Here is an 18,883-nt window from a genome sequence, read left to right as displayed (position 1 = left end):
AACCGGGCAAATCGGTGCCGCCGCCCGCAGACTGCTCCGGTGACCAAGATTTCAGACGGCTCGGCCCGCCCACAGCGCAGCGAGATCGGTGGGATTCCCACCCGGTACATCGGGATCGGCGTCATCGTGATCCTCGCCGTGTGGTTCCTGTTCGCCAACCTCGACAAGGTGAAGATCCAGTTCTGGGTGTTCACCGTGACCGCGCCGCTGTGGATCGCGCTGCTGGCCACCCTGGTCGCGGGCGCCGTGCTGGGCTGGCTGCTGAAGGGACGGCGCGGCCGGTGAGCGCCGCCCCCGAGCCGGCCCCGGCCGGCGCCTCGTCCTTCACCCCGCTGATCGAACTGCGCGGCGTCAACAAGCACTTCGGGGACCTGCACGTGCTGCAGGACATCGAGCTGACGGTCGGCCGCGGCGAGGTGGTCGTGGTCATCGGCCCGTCCGGCTCCGGCAAGTCGACGCTCTGCCGGGCGATCAACCGGCTGGAGCCGATCGAGCGCGGCACCATCCTGATCGACGGCGAGCCGCTGCCCGAGGAGGGCAAGGGGCTGGCCCGGCTGCGCGCCGAGGTCGGCATGGTGTTCCAGTCCTTCAACCTGTTCGCGCACAAGACCGTGCTGCAGAACGTCTCGCTCGCCCAGATCAAGGTCCGCGGCCGGGCCAAGGCGGAGGCGGACGCCAAGTCCCGGGCCCTGCTGGAGCGGGTCGGCCTCGAAGCGCACGCCGGCAAGTACCCGGCGCAGCTGTCCGGCGGGCAGCAGCAGCGGGTGGCGATCGCCCGGGCCCTGGCCATGGAGCCGAAGGCGCTGCTGTTCGACGAGCCGACCTCGGCGCTCGACCCCGAGATGATCAACGAGGTGCTGGACGTCATGCGCCAGCTCGCCCACGAGGGCATGACCATGATCGTGGTCACCCACGAGATGGGCTTCGCCCGGGCCTCCGCGAACCGGGTGGTCTTCATGGCGGACGGCCGGATCGTCGAGGACCGCGCCCCGGAGGACTTCTTCAGCGCCCCCGAGAGCGAACGCGCCCGGGACTTCCTGTCCAAGATCCTGAAGCACTGAGGCGGCGCCGTGAACCGTACGACGACGCGCGCCGCGCGCCCGCGCACCCGTCCGCTGGCCGTCGCGCTCCTGCTCGCCGTCCTCGCGGCCGGCTGCGGCAAGGCCGGCACCCCGCCGCCCAAGGGCCCGCAGCCCAGCTCCCTGCCGAGCTACCAGGTGCGGGACGCCGCGTCGATCACCGGCTCGCCGACCCTGGACGCCGCCCGCGGCCGGGGCCACCTGGTCGTCGGCGCCAAGGAGGACCAGCCGTACCTGGGCCAGAAGAACCCGGCCACCGGCGTGTACTCCGGCTTCGACATCGAGATCGCCAAGATGGTCGGCGCCTCGCTCGGCTTCCCGCCCGAGCGGATCCAGTTCAAGACCATCGCCTCGGCCAACCGCGAGACCGCCCTGCAGAACGGCCAGGTGGACTACTACGTCGGCACCTACACCATCAACGACAACCGCAAGAAGCTGGTCGGCTTCGCCGGCCCGTACTTCGTCGCCGGGCAGTCGCTGCTGGTGCGCAAGAACGACGACCGCATCCACGGGCCGCAGGACCTGGACGGCCGGAAGGTCTGCTCGGCGGCCGGCTCGACGCCGTACCAGCGCATCCAGTCGCAGTACCCGAAGGCGCACCTGATCGGCTACGACACCTACTCGGCCTGCGTGGACAACCTGATCACCGACCAGGTCGACGCCGTCACCACGGACAACGCGATCCTGCTCGGCTACGCCGCCAAGGTGCCGGACGAGCTCAAGGTCGTCGGGCCGCTGTTCTCCAAGGAGCCGTACGGGATCGGGACCCCGAAGAACGACACCGCGCTGCGCGCGGCGCTGAACGACGCGCTGGCGAGCCACGAGCAGAACGGCGACTGGAAGAGGGCCTTCGACGCGACCCTCGGCCTGTCCGGGGAGCCCGCGCCGACCCCGCCGCCGATCGACCGGTACTGAGGAGGGCCGCGCTGTGAAGACGCTGACCGACAACTGGTCGACCTACTGGGACGGCTTCCTCGGCACGCTCTCGCTGTTCGCGGTGAGCGGCGTGCTGTCCCTGGTACTGGGGGTGCTGATCGCGGGCTTCCGGGTCTCGCCCGTGCGTCCGCTGCGGGTGTTCGGCACGGTGTGGGTGACGGTGCTGCGCAACACGCCGCTCACCCTGCTGTTCTTCATCGTGGTGCTGGGCCTGCCGCGCTTCGACATCACGCTGCCCTTCTACACCTTCGCGGTGCTCGCGCTCGGCTGCTACACCTCGGCGTTCGTCTGCGAGGCGATGCGCTCGGGCATCAACACGGTGCCGACCGGGCAGGGCGAGGCGGCCCGCAGCCTGGGCATGAGCTTCGGGCAGACGATGGGCCTGGTGGTGATGCCGCAGGCGTACCGCTCGGTGGTGGCGCCGATCGGCAGCGTGATGATCGCGCTGGCGAAGAACACGGCGATCGCCGGCTCGTTCAGCGTGACCGAGCTGCTGGGCACCTACCGGACCATCAACGAGCTCGGCTACAGCATCATCTGGACCTTCGTCTGGATCGCGGTCGGCTACCTGATCATCACCCTGGCCGTCAGCGCGGTCTTCAACCTGCTGGAACGACGAGTGGCGGTGTCCCGATGACCGTTGAATCCTCGGCGCTGTACGACATCCCCGGCCCGAAGGCGCTGGCCCGGCACCGGCTGTACGGCGGGATCGCGCTGCTGCTGATCGCGGTGCTGGTCGGCTGGGTGGTCTACATGCTGTTCCACACCCACCAGTTCACCTACGCCAAGTGGGAGCCCTTCGAGTACCGGGGCGTGCAGGACCTGCTGCTGCGCGGGCTCGGCAACACCCTGCGGGCCTTCGCCTGGACGGTGCTGTTCGCGCTGCCCTTCGGCGCGCTGTTCGCGGCCGGGCGGCTGTCCGACCACCGGGTGGTGCGCTGGCTCTCCACCCTGGTGGTGGAGTTCTTCCGGGCCATGCCGCTGCTGGTGATGATCTTCTTCGTGTTCGTCGCCCTCAAGGTGCAGCCGCTGTGGGCGCTGGTCGCCGGACTGGTGCTGTACAACGGCTCGGTGCTGGCCGAGGTGTTCCGGGCCGGCGTCCTCGCGGTGCCCAAGGGGCAGCGGGAGGCGGCGTACGCGCTCGGCATGCGCAAGACCCAGGTGATGGCGTACGTCCTGGTGCCGCAGGCCAACCGGGCGATGCTGCCGGCGATCATCAGCCAGCTGGTGGTCGCGCTCAAGGACACCTCGCTCGGCTTCCTGATCACCTACGAGGAGTTCCTGCACGCGGGCAAGCTGATCGCCACCAACCTGGACTACGACCTGCCGTTCATCCCGGTGGTGATCGTGATCGCGCCGATCTACATCGGCATGTGCCTGCTGCTGTCCTGGCTGGCCCGCTGGGTCGAGCGGCGCAGCCGGCGCAGCCCGAGCGTGAAGGGCGGGGCGCCGGTCGCCAAGGCCGGGGTGGCGATGGGGCTGCCGCCGTCGGCGCAGCAGTGAGCAGGCCGGTTCGGGCTTGAACCATAGGTGCGGATGAGGTCCGGGCCGGTATCTCCAATTTCCTCTTATGATTGCGGGGATCGACGGCAGACGACCGGGCGGAGGGGCCATGGAGCCGGTGTTCGACTCGCGGCACATCAGGACGTTCCACGAGGTGGTCAGGGCCGGCTCGTACTCCGCCGCCGCGCGCGAGCTCGGCTACACCCAGCCCGCCATCACCCAGCAGATGAAGGCCCTCGAACGCACCGTGGGCGTGCCGCTGTTCACCCGCGCCGGGCGCGGGCTGCGGCTCACCGAGGCCGGCGAGACGCTCTCCCGGCACGCCGAACTCATCCTCGGCAGCCTCTCCGCCGCCCAGCAGCAGCTCGCCGCGCTCGCCCGGCTGCGCGCCGGGCGGGTGCGGGTCTGCGCCTTCCCCAGCGCCAACGCCACCCTGATACCCGAGGCGATGGCCCGCCTCCTCGCCGAGCACCCCGGCGTGCGGGTCGAACTGTTGGAGGCCGAGCCGCCGGACTCCGTCCAGCGGCTGCTGCGCGGGGAGTGCGACATCGCGCTGGCCTTCCGCTACCCGGGCGCGCCCACCGAGGTGCCGGACGGGCTCGACGAGATCCCGCTGATGGAGGACCTGCTCACCGTGCTGCTGCCGGTCGGGCACCCGCTCGGCCGCCGGCACGCCGTCCGGCTCGCCGACCTCGACGGCGAGCGGTGGATCGCCGGCTGCCCGCGCTGCCGGGCCAACCTGCTGCAGGTCTGCGCGGAGGAGGGCTTCGCGCCGGACATCGTGTTCTCCACCGACGACAACCTCGCGGTGCAGAGCCTGGTCGCCGCCGGGGTCGGGATCGCGCTGATGCCCGCGCTGGTGCTCTCCTTCATGTGCCACCGCAAGGTCACCGGGCGGGCCGTCGAGCCGCACCTGCGGCGGCAGGTCAGCGCCTACGTGCTGCGCGAGCACCGGCGCATCCCCGCCACCGGGCTGGTGCTGGACCACCTGCGGCGGGCGGCGGCGAGCCGGGTCGGGTGCTGACACATAAGCAGTAGTGGGGGTATCGCTTAGGAACCCTCGTTGGACGTGATGGGTCGGTTCGTCCGAACCTGCTCCCATGACACCCCCCTCCACCGTCGGCAGTGACCGACTCACCGAGCGGATGACCGCGCTGATCAGCGAGATCCGGGCCGTGGTGGACCGCGGACTGCCTCCGGAACTCACCGCCTACCTGGTCGGCGAACGCCTCGCCCCGCACCTGCTGGCGGCGACGGACGGGCCGGACGCCCTGCTCACCCCCGCCCAGCAGGAGGGCGACCCGCAGCGCTACCGCCAGCACGTCGTGCACGCCGAGGAGGACGGCAGCTTCTCCGTCGTCGCCCTGGTCTGGCTGCCCGGGCAGCAGACCTGCATCCACGACCACGTCTCCTGGTGCGTGGCCGGCGTCCACCAGGGCCAGGAGAGCGAGACCCGCTACCGGCTCGTCTCGGACGGCCGCACCGCCCGGCTCGTCGAGACCGAGCACGTCGCCGGCCCGGCCGGCAGCGTCGCCGCCTTCGCCCCGCCCGGCGACATCCACCTGGTGCGCAACGCGTGCAGCACCACGGCCATCTCCATCCACGTGTACGGCGCGGACGTCTCCCGGCTCGGCACCAGCATCCGCCGGGTCTACCGGCTGCCCGCCGACCAGGAGCAGTGAGCGGCGGCGTGGCACTCACCCTCAAGCAGCGCGCCGTCCGCACCCGCTCGCTGCCCCCGCTCGGCGGGGACGCCCCCGGCCTGCTGCTCGCGGCGGCCGGGGTGGCCGCCGCGATCGGCGTCCACGCGGCCGTGCCGGCCGTGCCCAAGCTCACCGCGGCCGTGGTGCTCGGCATGGCGGCCGCCCACCTGCCCGGGCTGCGTCCGGTGGTGCGCGGGGTCGCCCGCCCGGGGCTGTCCCTGGCCGGGAAGCGGCTGATGCGCCTGGGCATCGTGCTGCTCGGGCTCAAGCTGAGCCTCGGCGACGTGCTCGGCCTCGGCTGGGCCACCGTCGCCATGGTGCTCGCGGTGGTCGCCGCGACCTTCACCGGGACGCTGTGGCTCGGGCGCCGGCTCGGCCTGCCCGGCGACCAGCCGCTGCTGGTCGCCACCGGGTACTCGATCTGCGGCGCCTCGGCGATCGGCGCGGTCAGCCAGGCGGCCGGCAGCGACGAGGAGGACGTGGCGTCGTCGGTCGCGCTGGTCACCCTGTGCGGGACGCTGGCGATCGCCGTACTGCCGCTGCTCCAGCAGCCGTTGGGGCTCGGCGACGTGGAGTTCGGGCGGTGGGTCGGCGCGAGCGTGCACGACGTCGGGCAGGTCGTCGCCACCGCGCAGAGCGGCGGGGCGGGGGCGCTGCGGGAGGCCGTCCTGGTCAAGCTGATGCGGGTCGTGCTGCTGGCGCCGCTGGTCGCCGGGGTGGCCGTCGCGGTGCGGCGGCAGGCCCGGTGGGTGAAGGGCCGGGCCGCCGACGCCGGGACCGAGGCCGAGGGCGGGGCCGAGGGCGGAGCCGGGTCGGCGAAGGCGGGTGCGCGGCCGCCGATCGTCCCGCTGTTCGTGGCCGGATTCCTGGCGATGATCGTGCTGCGCACCACCGGGGTGCTGCCCGAGCGGGCGCTGGGCCTGGCCGGGGACGCCCAGGAACTGCTGCTGGCCGCCGCGCTGTTCGGGCTCGGCAGCGCCGTGCACCTGCCGACCATGATCCGCACCGGCGGGCGGATCGCCCTGCTCGGGCTGGCCTCCTGGGTGGTCGTCGCGGGCGTTTCGTACGCGGGAGTGCTGGTCACGACCTGACCGGGGCGTACGGGCGGCTCCGCTATTGTCGGGCGGGTACCCGGTCGGGCGTACCCGCCCGACCGGGAGCCCCTGCACCCGAGTTCGCCGAGGAAGCCGGATGACGACCGCACTGCCCGAACGCAACGGCGACGACGCCGTCGTGACCCTCGACCGCCGGGAGGGCCCGTACGGCGAGGCGGTCCTGCGGCAGCGCGGGCAGCACTACGAGATCATCGTCAACGGCTGCTTCCTGATGGACACCGTGGACGGCCGCTCCGAGCGGCTGCTGATCCAGGCGGCGCTGGACGAGCTGGAGCGCACCGGCGGCGGTGCCGAGCGGCCCTCGGTGCTGATCGGCGGCCTCGGCGTCGGATTCTCGCTCGCCTACGCGGCGGCCGAACCGCGCTGGGGGCGGATCGCCGTCGTCGAGCGGGAGAGCGCGATCATCGACTGGCACCGCGGCGGGCCGCTCGGCGCCTTCTCCGGCGGCGCGCTGGGGGACGAGAGGGTCGCGGTGCTCCACACCGACCTGCTGGAGTACCTGGCGGCGGAGGACGGCGAGCGCTTCGACGCGCTCTGCCTCGACATCGACAACGGGCCGGACTGGACCGTCACCGACTCCAACGACGGGCTGTACGGCGCCGACGGGCTCGCCGCGCTCTGGCGGCGGCTGCGGCCGGGCGGGGTGCTGGCGGTGTGGAGCGCGCAGCCCTCGAGCGCCTTCGAGGAGGCGCTGCGCGCGGCGGGCTTCGCCGACGTGGTGACGCACGAGATCCCGGTCAGCCGGGGCGTGCCGGACGTGGTCCACCTGGCCCGGAGGGGCGAGGGCTGAGCTGAACCCGGCTGCTGCCGGGGGGAGTTGGCGAGTCGTCGGCCCTCCTCGGCGGTACGGGTGTCGGTCGCGCGCGAACGGAGAGTGGCGAACAGAGTTCAGCCGACAACTTTCAGCGAACAGATAACAGATGTTGAAATCTGTCATCTGTTCGCTGTTTGTTGTTTCTTGTTCCCTGGCCCCCCGGGGAGCCGGGCTCAGCCGAAGGGGCGGTGCTCCGGCGTCCGGTCCGCCTCGGCCTCGGCCGTGGGCTCGTCCGGCGGGGTGAGGGGCATCGTCGGCGGAGCGAAGGGGTCGAAGTCCGGCGGCGGGATCATCACGGGCGTGCCCTTGCGCGGCTTCGGCTCCTCGTCCTCGGCGGCCTCCGCCACGGCCTCGGCCGGTGCCGGGATGCGCGGCGGGGTGCTGGGCGGCGGCGGGAGGGCGGGGCCGTCCGAGGCGACGGTGGTGCCGAACGGGTCGCGCGGCTGCTCGGCCGCGACCGTCGTGCCGAACGGGTCGGGGGCCGCGCCCGCCCCGGCGGCCGCCGTGGGCTCGGCGGGCGGGGTGAGGGGCATGGTGGGCGGGGCGAAGGGGTCGAAGTCCGGCGGCGGGATCATCACGGGTGTGCCCTTGCGCGGCTTCGGCTCCTCCTCGACGACCTCGACGGCCTCGGCGACGGCCTCCTCGGCGACCGCTGCGGCCTCGGCGGCGGGCTCCGGGGTCGGCGCGGGGGTGGGCGGCGGGGCCGGCTCGGGTTCGGCGACCGGGGCGAAGGGGTTGAAGTCCACGGGCGGGGCACCGACCGGGGCGGCCGGCACCGGGTCGATCACCGGGTCGGCCACCAGGGCGGTCACCGGGTCGGCCGCCGGCCGTACCGCCTCCCCGTCCCAGCCGAACTGGATGCTCTTCAGCAGTTCCGCGAACGCCCCGGTGTACAGCTCCCAGTCCTCCGGCCGCGCCGTGGACAGCTGGACGCAGAGCACGGTGCCGCCGTCCGGCAGCGGCACGAAGGCCTCGACCACCGAGGTGACGACCCAGCGCCGCTGCCCGTCCGAGGCGAGCGGCGCGGGCACCGGGACGGTCCGCGCCTCGACCAGGACGGCCGCCGGCCCGGCCGGCAGCAGGACCGTCCACACCTCGGCGTGCCGCCGTACGGTGGCCAGTTCGGTGGCGAGCCCGGTGATCGGCAGCGGGTGCCGGGCGAGCGAGACGACCAGCGCGGCGTCCGTGGCGCGCCCGTCCGACTCCAGGGCGCAGACGCCCGCGTAGGCCGTCCCGGAGTCCTGGAACAGGTCGGCGAGGGTGGCGGCGATCACCGCGAAGTCGCGGCGCGGCTCCGGGCCGGCGCTGCCGAACAGCTCGTCGGCGACCTCGCCCAGGTGCCGGGTCAGCTCCTCGGCCGCCGCGAGCGCGGCCGGGTCGGCTGCGGTCGCGCCGGCGCCGCCGGCCGTGCCGGGCCGCCGGGCCGGGACGGTCCGGGCGGTGGCCCCGGCGGGCCCGCCCGGGGAGGTCAGCGCGTGGAAGCCCGGCGGGACGACCAGCCGGACCTCGGCGCCCGCGCCGGTGGGCAGTTCGACGGGCTGCCGGGTCTGCTGCCCGGCCGCCAGCGCGGCCAGCGCCGGGGTGAACGGCGGGCGCAGCTTGGCGTCGGCGAACTCGCCGGTGACCGGCAGCTGGAACAGCGCGGCCGAGGTGGTGCCCCGGTCGGCGATGGCCCCGCGCACCGCCCCGCCGCCGTAGCGCTCGTGCAGGTCGGTGGTGGCCCGGTCGGCGAGGCGGGCGCCGCTGCCGGGGCGGGCCGTCCCGGCGGTGATCACCGTGCCGAGCCGGTCGAGGGCGGTGTGCACCGGCCCGTTGGGGGCCAGCGGGAGCCCGAACAGGGCCTCGGCGGCGGGGTGGTGGGCCTCGCGCAGGGCGGTCAGCGAGGCCGCCGGGTGGCGGGTGGTGCGGTGGTCGAACAGGGCGTCGGTGAGCGTGCCGAGGGTCGCGCAGACCTGTTCCGCGGCCGCGAAGGGGTTGGCCTCCGGGCTGAACTGGACGTCCTGGGTCACCTGGTGAGCCCCCCGCTCTGCTGCGTCTGTCGTCGGTGGTTCGGGTCGGAGCGGTCGCGCCCGGGGTGGCGTGCCGTCGGATCCCCGCCCATTCCTATCAGAGGCCGCCACCCGGGTTGAACCGCAGGATCACCCGATGATCATTCGACGGCGGTCCCGGCGCCGCCCTCGGTGGCCCGCGGGTCAGCCTCGGCCCCGGTGGCGGTGGCCAGCGCGGTGACCGCCTCCGGGAGGCCGGGGACGGCGAACAGGCCGGCGAGGTCCCGCACCAGGCGTCCGGTCGGGCCGTCCGGCCGCTCGTCGGCGAAGAACCCGGCGAGTTCGGCGGCGAGTTCCGGCTCCCGGGCGGCCGTGAGGGTGAGCGCCGCGACGAACTCCTGCACCAGGTGCAGCTGCAGGTCCTCCAGCGGCACCGAGCGCTCGGACAGCCACTCCAGCGAGGTGATCTCCGCGTTGGCGATCCAGGCCCGGACGGCCAGCCGCAGGCCGGGGCTCGGCGTGGGGAGCGCCAGGTGGGCGAGGATCTGGTCGTGCGCGGCCCGGCGGACCTCGTCGATCACCGCCGAGGTGCCCGCGCTGGCCGCCACCGAGCCGCCGCGCAGCAGCGCCGCGAAGCCGGGCCCGTGGCTGTGCACGAAGTCCAGGTAGCGGCCCATCACCCGGTACAGCCGCTCGGACAGCGGCCCCTCCATCGGTTCCTCGAAGCGGGCCGACAGCTCCTGCCCGGCCCGCCGCAGGGACTCCTCGTAGATCGCCTGCTTGCCGGGGAAGTAGTGGTAGACCAGCGGCCGGGAGGCGCCCGCGGCGGCGGCGATGTCGTCGATCGACACCTCCTCCGGCGGGCGCCGGCTGAACAGCTCCAGGGCGACGGCGATCAGCTGTTCGCGCCGCTCGTCCACGCTGAGGCGCCGGCGCGGCCGCTCGCCGGTCGCGCCCCGGTCGGCTGCGGAGGTCCGTTCGACGCGGTCGGCCGTCGGCGACGGCGTACGGGAGGCCATGCGCGCCACCCTATAAGGCGGGCGCTCGAACGCCCATGCGGCCGCGGGCCCGGCGCCCGGTCAGCCGGCCCGCAGCTCCAGGTAGCGGCGGTAGGCCTCCACGCCGTCCGGGACGAAGGCGTCCCGGGCGAGTCGCTCGGCGAGCTCGGCGGGGGTGATCCAGTCGTGCCAGGCGACTTCGGACACCTGCGGGGAGACCGGGCCGTCCCACTCGGCCTCGTACGTGTCGCACCACCAGGACAGGCCGGCCGCGTCGTCCCGGTAGAGGAACTTGAAGAGCGGGCGCGGGGCGATGCCCGTCACGCCCAGCTCCTCCTGGGCCTCGCGGACGGCGGCGTCGGCGTAGGTCTCGCCGGAGCCGACGACGCCGCCGACGAACATGTCGTAGGCGCCCGGGGCGAACAGCTTGGTGTCGGTGCGGCGGTGGACGAAGATCCGGCCGTGCGGGTCGCGGACCAGGACGAAGACGCACCGGTGGGTCAGACCCTGCCGGTACACCTCCCCGCGCAGGGCGGTCCCGACCACCCGGTCCTGTTCGTCGACGACGTCCAGCAGTTCTTCGGAAGGGTTGCTCATGATCGACACGTTAAGGTTTCCGGGCCCGATTCGTAGGACGATCGGGAAACCATGACCTGGTCAGGAAAACGAGCTGAGGGCGGCGCGCTGTGGTGCAGATCTGGGGCGGGACGGCCGAGGGCTTCGAGCCGGTACGGGCGGCCTTCGCGCGCAACTTCGCCGAGTACGGCGAGCTGGGCGCGGCCTTCGCGCTGTACGTGCGCGGCCGCAAGGTGGTCGACCTGTGGGGCGGCGACGCCCGGCCCGAGGTCGGCGGGCGGCCCGCGCCGGCCGTCCCCTGGACGGCGGACACCGCACAGGTGCTGCGCTCGGTCACCAAGGGCCTGACCGCGACCGTCGCGCTGCTGCTGGCCGAGCGCGGCCAGCTGGACCTGGACGCGCCGGTGGCCTCGTACTGGCCGGAGTTCAAGGCGGAGGGCAAGGGCGAGATGCCGGTGCGCTGGCTGCTCTCGCACCAGGCCGGCCTGCCCGCGCTGGACGAGCCGCTGCGGCTGGAGGACGTGCTGACCTGGGAGCGCGCCGCGGCCGCCGTCGCCGCGCAGGCGCCCGCCTGGGAGCCCGGCACCGCGCACGGCTACCACCCGTACACCTTCGGCTGGCTGGTCGGCGAGGTGGTGCGGCGGGCGAGCGGCCGCAGCGTCGGACGGTACTTCGCCGAGGAGATCGCCCGCCCGCTCGGACTGGACCTGTGGATCGGCCTGCCGGCCGCCGCCGAGGCCCGGGTCGGCCGGCTGGTCGACCTGCCCGCGCCCGAGGCGGCCCGCAGCGGCCCGAGCGGGCTGCGGCTGCGCCCCAAGCAGTCCGTCCGGGACGCCTATCAGGACCCGACCTCGCTGACCGCCCGCTCCTTCGCCTCGGTCGGCCCCACGGTGGACCTCAACGACCCGGCGGTGCACGCCGCCGAGATCCCCGGGGGGAACGGCATCGGCACCGCCCGCTCGCTGGCCCGCTTCTACGCGGCGCTGATCGGCGCGGCCGACCGGGCGGACGGCTCCGGCGCGCTGTTGCCGCCGCTGCTCGGGCCCGAGGTGCTGAGCCGCGCGCTCGGCCCGGCGGTGAGCGGCCCGGACCGGGTGCTGATCGTCAACTCCACCTTCGGCCTGGGTTTCTGGCGGCACGGCCCGACCGCGCCGATGGCCTCCCCCGCGAGCTTCGGCCACCCGGGCCGGGGCGGCTGCCTGGGCTTCGCCGACCCGGACCTCGGGCTGGGGTTCGGCTACGTCACCAACGGCATGCAGCCGGGCGTCACCGGGGACGTGCGCTCGCGCAACCTGATCCGCGCGGTGCGGGGGTGCCTGGGGCTGTCCTGAGCCGTCCTGAACCGACCTGAGCCGTCCTGAACCGACCTGAACGGTCCTGAAGGTCCTGAACGGTCCTGGAGGGCCCTGCGGCCGGGGAGTCAGGCCTGGCCGGTCTCGAAGCGGCTGATCCTTCCGCCGCTGGTGACCGTGAAGCGCCAGGCGGTGCGCATCTCGCCCCAGGTCTCGTTGCGGAAGTTCGCGACCAGCGCGCGGCCGCCGTCCGCCTCGGTCTGGACCTCCATGTGGCCGTGGGAGCCGAAGATCTCCCGGTCGATCCAGGGCAGCAGGTCGCGGTCGGAGCCGTCGTCGGACATGGTCGCGTCCGGGGTGAGCAGGGCGAGGAAGGCGTCGCGGTCGTTCGCGTTGATCGCGGTGACCAGGGCGCGGACGGTCGGGTCGGAGAGCTTGGCGGGGGCGATGGTCATCGGGACTCCCTGGGTGCGGAGGGGACGGGAGTCCCTGTTTAGGGCGTTCGCGGGGGCCGTCCGGGCATGTCGGCGGCGCGTCGGCAAAATCACCGGATTGATGTGCTTGGATCCCGAATCGGGTGATTTCGCCCTGCGGGCCCGCCACGGGGAGTGGCGGTGGAGCGGGAGGTCCGTTCGGGCCTCCCGCTCCACTCCGTTCCGTCCGCCGGCGGCCGCTAGAACAGCCCGGTCGCGTCGGGGGAGTAGCTGACCAGCAGGTTCTTGGTCTGCTGGTAGTGCTCCAGCAGCGCCTTGTGGCCCTCCCGGCCGATGCCGGAGTTCTTGTAGCCGCCGAAGGCCGCGTGGGCCGGGTAGGCGTGGTAGCAGTTCGTCCAGACCCGGCCGGCCTGGATGGCCCGGCCGGCCCGGTGCGCGGTGTTGACGTCCCGGGTCCACACGCCGGCGCCGAGCCCGTACTGGGTGTCGTTGGCCAGCGCGACCGCCTCGTCGAAGCCGTCGAAGCGGGTCACCGAGACGACCGGGCCGAAGATCTCCTCCTGGAAGACCCGCATGCTGTTGACGCCCTCGAAGACCGTCGGCGTCACGTAGTACCCGCCGGCCAGGGCGCCGCCGAGGTCCGCGCGCTCGCCGCCGAGCAGCACCTTGGCGCCCTCGGCCTGGCCGATCTCGAAGTAGGAGAGGATCTTCTTCAGCTGCTCGGCGCTGGCCTGGGCGCCGATCTGGGTGTCGGTGTCCAGCGGGTTGCCCTGGCGCAGGCCGCGCACCCGCTCCAGGCCGTCGCCCAGCAGCCGCTCGTAGACCGAGGACTCGATCAGCGCCCGGCTCGGGCAGGTGCAGACCTCGCCCTGGTTGAGGGCGAACATCGCGAAGCCCTCGACGGCCTTGTCGTAGAAGGCGTCCTGGGCGGCGGCGACGTCCGCGAAGAACAGGTTGGGGCTCTTGCCGCCCAGCTCCAGGGTGGCCGGGATCAGGTTCTCGGCGGCGGCGCGGGCGATCAGCCGGCCGGTGCTGGTCTCGCCGGTGAAGGCGAGCTTGCGGACCCGGGGGCTGGCGGCCAGCGGCGCGCCGGCCTCCTCGCCGAAGCCGGTGACGATGTTGACCACGCCGGGCGGCAGCAGGTCGGCGGTGAGCTCGGCCAGCAGCAGCACCGAGGCCGGGGTCTGCTCGGCCGGCTTGAGCACCACCGCGTTGCCCGCGGCGAGTGCCGGGGCGAGCTTCCAGACCGCCATCAGGAGCGGGAAGTTCCACGGGATGATCTGGCCGACCACGCCCAGCGGCTCGTGGAAGTGGTAGGCCACGGTGTCCTCGTCCAGCTGGGACAGGCCGCCCTCCTGGGCCCGCAGCGCGCCGGCGAAGTAGCGCAGGTGGTCGACGGCGAGCGGCAGATCGGCGGCCAGCGTCTCGCGCACCGCCTTGCCGTTCTCCCAGCTCTCCGCGACGGCCAGCTGCTCCAGGTTGGCCTCCATCCGGTCGGCCAGCCGCAGCAGCACCTGGGCCCGTTCGGCGGGCGCCGTGCGGCCCCAGGCGGGCGCGGCGGCGTGGGCGGCGTCCAGGGCGGCCTCGATGTCCTCGGCGGTGCCGCGGGCGACCTCGGTGAACACCTCGCCGTTGACCGGGCTCGGGTCGCCGAAGTACTCGCCGCGCACCGGCGGGCGCCACTCGCCGCCGATCCAGTGCTCGTAGCGCGGGCGGTAGGCGACGATGCTGCCGGGGGAGCCGGGGGGCTGGTAGACCGTCATGCTCTGGTGTCTCCTCGCGACGTCGGGCGCGGCCGGGCGGTGGCCGGGCCGCGCGCCGGACCGCCCGGTCGGGGCGGCCCGGCGGGAGGGTGCGGACACGCGTACGGGCGGCCGCCCGCCGGGGGCGGCCGCCGTCGAGCACGATAGCCGCCGGGCGCCGGTTCGGCTACGGTCCGTACGTGGCGCCGGTACGGAGGGTGCGGCGGCCCGCTGTCGCTGCCCGTGAGGGGAGTTGACGGTGCGTCAGGTTGCGCGAGGTCGCGCCCGGTCGCGTCAGACCACGTGGTACCGGCCGGTGCGGGCCTCCCAGCTGAGGTAGCCGGCCAGCCAGGTGAGCAGCCCGTCCGCGTACCGCTGGGCGATCGTCCGCTCGATCCGGGACAGGCCCAACTCGCGGTAGACGTCCGGGAGTCGGTCGCTCAGCTCCTGGCAGCGCTCGATCATCAGCCGGGCCTCGTCCAGGACCACCGCGCAGGCCTCCTCGGCCGAGCAGCGGCGCTCGCGCTGGACGATCATCACCAGGTTGTAGACGTCGCCGCGCGGGGCCTCCAGCGGGAAGGAGCGCACGTCGTTGCTCAATGACGGTATGTCGGCGGCGAGTTGGCGCAGCTGCCGGAGGACGGGGTGGTGCAGCACGGCGGCCGGGACCTCGAACTGGCCGAGGCGCTCGATCATGTCGAAGACGGTCTCCATCGCGGCGGTGCCGCGCCGCAGCACCAGGTAGCCGTCCCGGTCGGGCGGGCGGCTGGAGATCCGGCCGGCCGCCTCGGCCGGGTGGCTGGCCAGGTACCACTCCCAGTTGTAGGCGGCCCGGGCCTGCCAGCGGGCGGACATGCCGCGCACGCTGCGCTCCCAGAGGTCGGCGAAAGCGGTCTCGACGGCCGACCGGGTGTTCGGGGCGGTGCCGTGCAGAACGGCGATCAGTCGCTCGCAGATCGGGGCGACTTCGGTGGGGCGGCGGCCGAGCGGGCCGTCGAACTGGTCGTCGAAGAGGAAGTAGAAGCCCATCAGGTCGGCGGCCAGCGCGATCTCGTCCGGTTCGGCGTCCGGGTACCCGAGGGCCGCCAGGTCGGCCACGTCCCAGTGCGCGTACCCCGGGTGGTCGGCGTCGGGCAGCAGCGGGTGGCGGACCAGCCAGTCGCGGTGCAGCGCCCTGGCGTACGGGCCGTGCGGACTGCGGCGGTGCGGGAACGGGATCTGAAGTGAGGTGTCGTCAGACATCGGACTCCCGGTGCGGCGGATGGTGGGGGCGCTTTTGGTTCTGGTAATGATCGTGGGGGATCGTGGGAGATCGTCGGGGAGTTGACGCGGCGGGGCCCCGGGGGTGAGGGTGGTGACGCAAGATCATCTGCGTCTTGAGGGCCGTAGGGTATCTGATGGAATGATCGGACGTTAGGGATATAGGGCAATTGCCCCCGGCAAGCCGTCCGAACCCTCACCGCCCGCCCCAGCCTGCGCGAATGTCACACGGCGGACCCGACGCGGCGCTAACCTCGGCTGCACGAGCAGTGATCGGGCAGTGACGGGATCGGCGAGGCGGAGGCGCGACGGTGACCGAGCAGGGCAACGAACTTCGGACGGGCACCGGCCAGGGCGGCGACGCCCCACGGATCAGGCTGCGCGACCGCGACTCCGAACTGCGCTCCGTGGAAGCGGCCGTCGACCGGCTCTGCCGCGAATTCGCCGCCGGCGGCACCGAGATCGGCGACCTGCTCGCCTTCTCCGGCCGCCCCGGCATCGGCAAGACCAGCCTGCTGCACGAGGTCCGCCGGATCGCCAAGCTCCGCGAGGGCGCCACCGTGCTGTTCGCCCGCGGCGGCGAACGCCAGCTCAAGGAGCCGTACCACGTGCTCCGCCAGCTCCTCCAGCCCGTGCTCAGCGACCTCAGGCCCGACGAGTTCCGCCAGGTCATGGGCACCTGGGAGGAGGTCGTCGGACCGGCCATCGGCCTCAAGCAGCCCAAGGCCGGCGCCCGCCGCCTCGACCCCCAGGGCGTGCGCGACGGCCTCGACTACGTCCTCACCCAGCTCGCGCCCCGCCGCGCCCCGATGGTGATGATCGTCGACGACCTGCACTGGGCGGACGCCGAGTCCCTCGCCTGGCTCACCAAGTTCGCCGTCCGCTCCGGCGAACTGCCCGTCCTGCTCGTGTTCGCCTACCGCGAGGACGAGAGCGACTGGCCCGAGGGCCAGGAGTTCCGCCGCAGCGTCCTCGGCCTCAAGGGCCGCAAGCACGAACTCAACCGGCTCAACCTGACGTCCGTCACCGACATGATCCGGGCCGAACTCGGCGACCGCGCCGAGGACGCCTTCTGCTACGAGTTCTGGAACGTCGTCAACGGCAACCCCTTCGAGGTCGTCGCCCTCCTCGACCAGGTCCGCGACCAGGAGCTCGAACCCGTCGAGGAGAACTCCCGGCAGCTGCGCGAACTCGCCGTCGACGCCACCGGGATGACCCTCAAGAGCTGGCTCGACCGGCTCGGCGCCACCACCCTGCGCTTCGCCTGGGCCTGCGCCATGCTGGGCACCGACATCCGGATCGACCTCGCCACCCGGATCTCCACCCAGAGCGCCGAGGGCGCCCGCGAGTCCATCAAGCAGCTGCGCAAGCAGCGCGTGCTCACCCAGGCCCCCAACGGGAACCTGGAGTTCGTCCACCCGCTGATCGGCAGCTCCATCTACAACACCATGCCGGACGCCACCCGGCTCGGCATGCACGGCATCGCCGCCGTCGAGATCGAGAACGCCGGGCTCGGCCTGCTCGCCGCCTCCCGCCACCTGGTCGAGACCCACGCCGGCGAGGGCGACGACCGGATCGTCAAGAAGCTGCGCCGCGCCGCCGTCGAACACCAGCTGATCGGCGCCCCCGAGGCCGCCCAGCGCTGCCTGCACCGCGCGCTCGACGAGCCGCCCGCCGACGACATCCGCACCGAGGTGCTGTACGAACTCGGCTGCTCCGCGCTGCTCACCGACCCCGTCGCCACCGTCAACCAGCTGAGGCTCGCCCTCGACCCGGACGAGGGACCGCTACGCCCCGAACTGCGCGTCGACGCGACCTTCCGGCTCTCCGAAGTGCTCGCGCACAGCGGCGAACTCGGCCAGGCCGCCCTGGTCTGCCAGGAGGAGGCACGGCGCACCGCCGACCCGGCCGGGCGGCAGCGGCTGCAGGCCGCCTCCTTCATGTGGCACGCCTTCCGCAAGTCCGAGGAGGACGGCCCCGGCCGCTCCGCCCGGCTGAAGGAGATGTCCGCCGGCCTGGCCGGCCGCGAGGCCGCCGACCGGGCGGTGCTCGCCATGCGCGCCTGGGACCTGACCCTGCGCGGCGCGCCCTCCGCCGACGCCCTCGCGCTCGCCGACGAGGTCCTGGACGGCGGGCGGCTGCCCAAGGGCCTCGGCTGGACCGACACCATGTGGGGCTTCGAACTGCCCTCGATGCTCGGCCTCACCTACATCTACAACGACCGCATCGCGCAGGCCGAGCGGCTGTTCGCGGACGCCATCATCCAGTTCGAGGTGGCCGGCTGGAGCGGCGCCCACCGGGGCTTCGCCTACTTCCTGATGGGCCTGGCCCGGTTCCGCCGCGGCCTGCTCGCCGAGGCCGAGGACTTCCTGCGCCGCGCGTACCGGATCTCCGAGCGGATCGGGCCCCGGCTGCCGCTCGCCTGGGACGCGGTCGGCGTGCTGGTGGACACCCTGCTGGCCCGCGGCCGGGTCGACGAGGCCTGGGAGCTGGCCGACGAGTTCGGCTTCCACCCGCCGTACCACGCCACCGCCATGGTGCTGCCCGACGCCACCTCGCTGTACGGCAAGCTGCTCATCGCCAAGAAGCGCTACGCCGGCGCGGCCGCCGCGCTCACCGAGGCCGGCGCCCAGCTGGAGATCCGCGGCTGGCACAACACCGTCTGGGCGCCCTGGGCCGGCCACCTCGCCATCGCGATCGCCGCCGACGAGCCCGAGCGCTCCCGCGAGTACGCCCAGAAGGCCGTCGAGGACGCCCGCACCTTCGGCACCGCCTCGGCGATCGGCAGCGCGCTGCGGCTGCAGGCGCGGATCGAGGACGGCCAGCAGGCCGTCGAGCTGCTGGAGCAGGCGGTGGAGCACCTGGGGCAGTCCCCGGCCGGGTACGAGCACGCCGTCGCCCTGGTCGACCTCGGCGCCGCGCTGCGCCGGGTCGGACGGCTGGAGGACGCCCAGGAGTACCTGTACCAGGGCATCGAACTGGCCCAGCACTGCTCGGCGGAGCGGCTGGTCGAGCGCGCCCGGCAGGAGCTGGCCAACTACGGCCTGCGGCCCAACCGGCTGGGGCTGCGCGACTTCCGCGACACCCTGGACACGCTCAGCGGGCCCGAGTGGGAGGTCGCCCGGCGGGCGGCGCGGGGCGTGCCGCCGCAGCGGATCGCCGAGGAGCTGGGGCTGCAGCTGAGCCTGGTCAACCGGCGGCTGGCGGCGGTCTACCGCAAGGCCGGCAGCGGGCCGGACGGGCTGGCCACCGCGCTCGGGCTGCCGACGCGGCCGCAGGAGCCGGGTCCGGGCGAGGGCGAGGGCGCGGAGCACTGACGGACGGGCGGGGGCGGACGGGCGGGGCGGCGGGGCGGCCGGTGGTGACCGGGCGGCGCGCACGGGCGCACAAGCGCCCCCGGCACCCCCGCCGTCGCTAGGCTGACGGGGCCGGGCGGCCGCTGC

The 18,883-nt window shown here is 73.8% G+C and carries 17 protein-coding genes; 11 read left to right on the top strand and 6 right to left on the bottom strand.

Translation table 11 applies throughout. The features are described from left to right. Positions 1–39 precede the first annotated feature (39 nt). From AB2U05_RS04830 to AB2U05_RS04790, 9 genes are all read left to right on the top strand, one after another. The gene (locus tag AB2U05_RS04830) at positions 40–285 is read left to right on the top strand and encodes a lipopolysaccharide assembly protein LapA domain-containing protein (RefSeq protein WP_045700069.1); all 246 of its coding nucleotides are present in this window, start codon (positions 40–42) and stop codon (positions 283–285) included. A 47-nt stretch (positions 286–332) separates the two neighbouring features. Then, on the top strand, positions 333–1,061 hold the full coding sequence (locus AB2U05_RS04825) for an amino acid ABC transporter ATP-binding protein (RefSeq protein ID WP_045700097.1): 729 nt from the start codon (positions 333–335) through the stop codon (positions 1,059–1,061). A 9-nt stretch (positions 1,062–1,070) separates the two neighbouring features. Next, complete coding sequence (locus tag AB2U05_RS04820; protein ID WP_045709995.1) at positions 1,071–1,994, top strand: glutamate ABC transporter substrate-binding protein; 924 nt, start codon at positions 1,071–1,073, stop codon at positions 1,992–1,994. Positions 1,995–2,007: 13 nt separating this feature from the next. After that, a complete protein-coding gene (locus tag AB2U05_RS04815) occupies positions 2,008–2,652 on the top strand; it encodes an amino acid ABC transporter permease (RefSeq protein WP_045700070.1) in 645 nt (214 codons plus the stop codon). After that, positions 2,649–3,518, top strand: a complete 870-nt coding sequence (locus tag AB2U05_RS04810; RefSeq protein WP_369182509.1) for an amino acid ABC transporter permease — start codon at positions 2,649–2,651, stop codon at positions 3,516–3,518. Before AB2U05_RS04815 ends, AB2U05_RS04810 begins: the two co-directional genes overlap by 4 nt. A gap of 118 nt (positions 3,519–3,636) precedes the next feature. Then, positions 3,637–4,542: a LysR family transcriptional regulator gene (locus tag AB2U05_RS04805; protein WP_045700099.1), complete on the top strand. Its 906-nt coding sequence runs from the start codon at positions 3,637–3,639 to the stop codon at positions 4,540–4,542. A 76-nt stretch (positions 4,543–4,618) separates the two neighbouring features. Beyond that, on the top strand, positions 4,619–5,200 hold the full coding sequence (locus AB2U05_RS04800) for a cysteine dioxygenase family protein (protein ID WP_045700072.1): 582 nt from the start codon (positions 4,619–4,621) through the stop codon (positions 5,198–5,200). A 50-nt stretch (positions 5,201–5,250) separates the two neighbouring features. Next, the gene (locus AB2U05_RS04795; protein WP_045700100.1) at positions 5,251–6,312 is read left to right on the top strand and encodes a YeiH family protein; all 1,062 of its coding nucleotides are present in this window, start codon (positions 5,251–5,253) and stop codon (positions 6,310–6,312) included. Positions 6,313–6,412: 100 nt separating this feature from the next. Then, complete coding sequence (locus AB2U05_RS04790; RefSeq protein ID WP_369182508.1) at positions 6,413–7,126, top strand: spermidine synthase; 714 nt, start codon at positions 6,413–6,415, stop codon at positions 7,124–7,126. 197 nt (positions 7,127–7,323) lie between these two features. Here AB2U05_RS04790 and AB2U05_RS04785 read toward each other — a convergent pair whose 3' ends face one another. From AB2U05_RS04785 to AB2U05_RS04775, 3 genes are all read right to left on the bottom strand, one after another. After that, the gene (locus AB2U05_RS04785) at positions 7,324–9,159 is read right to left on the bottom strand and encodes a hypothetical protein (RefSeq protein WP_369182507.1); all 1,836 of its coding nucleotides are present in this window, start codon (positions 9,157–9,159) and stop codon (positions 7,324–7,326) included. 140 nt (positions 9,160–9,299) lie between these two features. Beyond that, positions 9,300–10,157 (bottom strand): TetR/AcrR family transcriptional regulator, encoded by an 858-nt coding sequence (locus AB2U05_RS04780; RefSeq protein WP_369182506.1) that lies wholly within the window; start codon positions 10,155–10,157, stop codon positions 9,300–9,302. A gap of 60 nt (positions 10,158–10,217) precedes the next feature. Further along, positions 10,218–10,733, bottom strand: a complete 516-nt coding sequence (locus AB2U05_RS04775; RefSeq protein WP_369182505.1) for an NUDIX hydrolase — start codon at positions 10,731–10,733, stop codon at positions 10,218–10,220. An 89-nt stretch (positions 10,734–10,822) separates the two neighbouring features. Here AB2U05_RS04775 and AB2U05_RS04770 point away from each other — a divergent pair, with 89 nt between their 5' ends. Beyond that, on the top strand, positions 10,823–12,043 hold the full coding sequence (locus AB2U05_RS04770) for a serine hydrolase domain-containing protein (protein ID WP_045700075.1): 1,221 nt from the start codon (positions 10,823–10,825) through the stop codon (positions 12,041–12,043). Between the two features lie 89 nt (positions 12,044–12,132). Here AB2U05_RS04770 and AB2U05_RS04765 read toward each other — a convergent pair whose 3' ends face one another. The 3 genes from AB2U05_RS04765 to AB2U05_RS04755 all read right to left on the bottom strand — a co-directional run bounded on the left by AB2U05_RS04765 (position 12,133) and on the right by AB2U05_RS04755 (position 15,422). Then, a complete protein-coding gene (locus tag AB2U05_RS04765) occupies positions 12,133–12,459 on the bottom strand; it encodes a hypothetical protein (RefSeq protein WP_045710000.1) in 327 nt (108 codons plus the stop codon). 218 nt (positions 12,460–12,677) lie between these two features. After that, positions 12,678–14,201, bottom strand: coding sequence for an aldehyde dehydrogenase family protein (locus tag AB2U05_RS04760; RefSeq protein ID WP_045700077.1), 1,524 nt, complete (start codon positions 14,199–14,201; stop codon positions 12,678–12,680). Positions 14,202–14,474: 273 nt separating this feature from the next. After that, on the bottom strand, positions 14,475–15,422 hold the full coding sequence (locus AB2U05_RS04755) for a hypothetical protein (RefSeq protein ID WP_052706541.1): 948 nt from the start codon (positions 15,420–15,422) through the stop codon (positions 14,475–14,477). Positions 15,423–15,751: 329 nt separating this feature from the next. On the opposite strand from AB2U05_RS04755, the gene AB2U05_RS04750 reads away from it, so the two are divergent. Continuing rightward, entirely contained in the window at positions 15,752–18,757 is a 3,006-nt protein-coding gene (locus AB2U05_RS04750; protein ID WP_369182504.1) for an AAA family ATPase, read from the top strand. Positions 18,758–18,883: the final 126 nt, after the last annotated feature.

Source organism: Streptomyces sp. Y1, assembly GCF_041053115.1.
In the GTDB taxonomy this organism is placed as follows: Bacteria; Actinomycetota; Actinomycetes; order Streptomycetales; family Streptomycetaceae; genus Kitasatospora; species Kitasatospora rubellomurina.
Note: the sequence above shows the minus strand (reverse complement) of the source record. Positions and strands in the feature narration are given on the sequence as shown.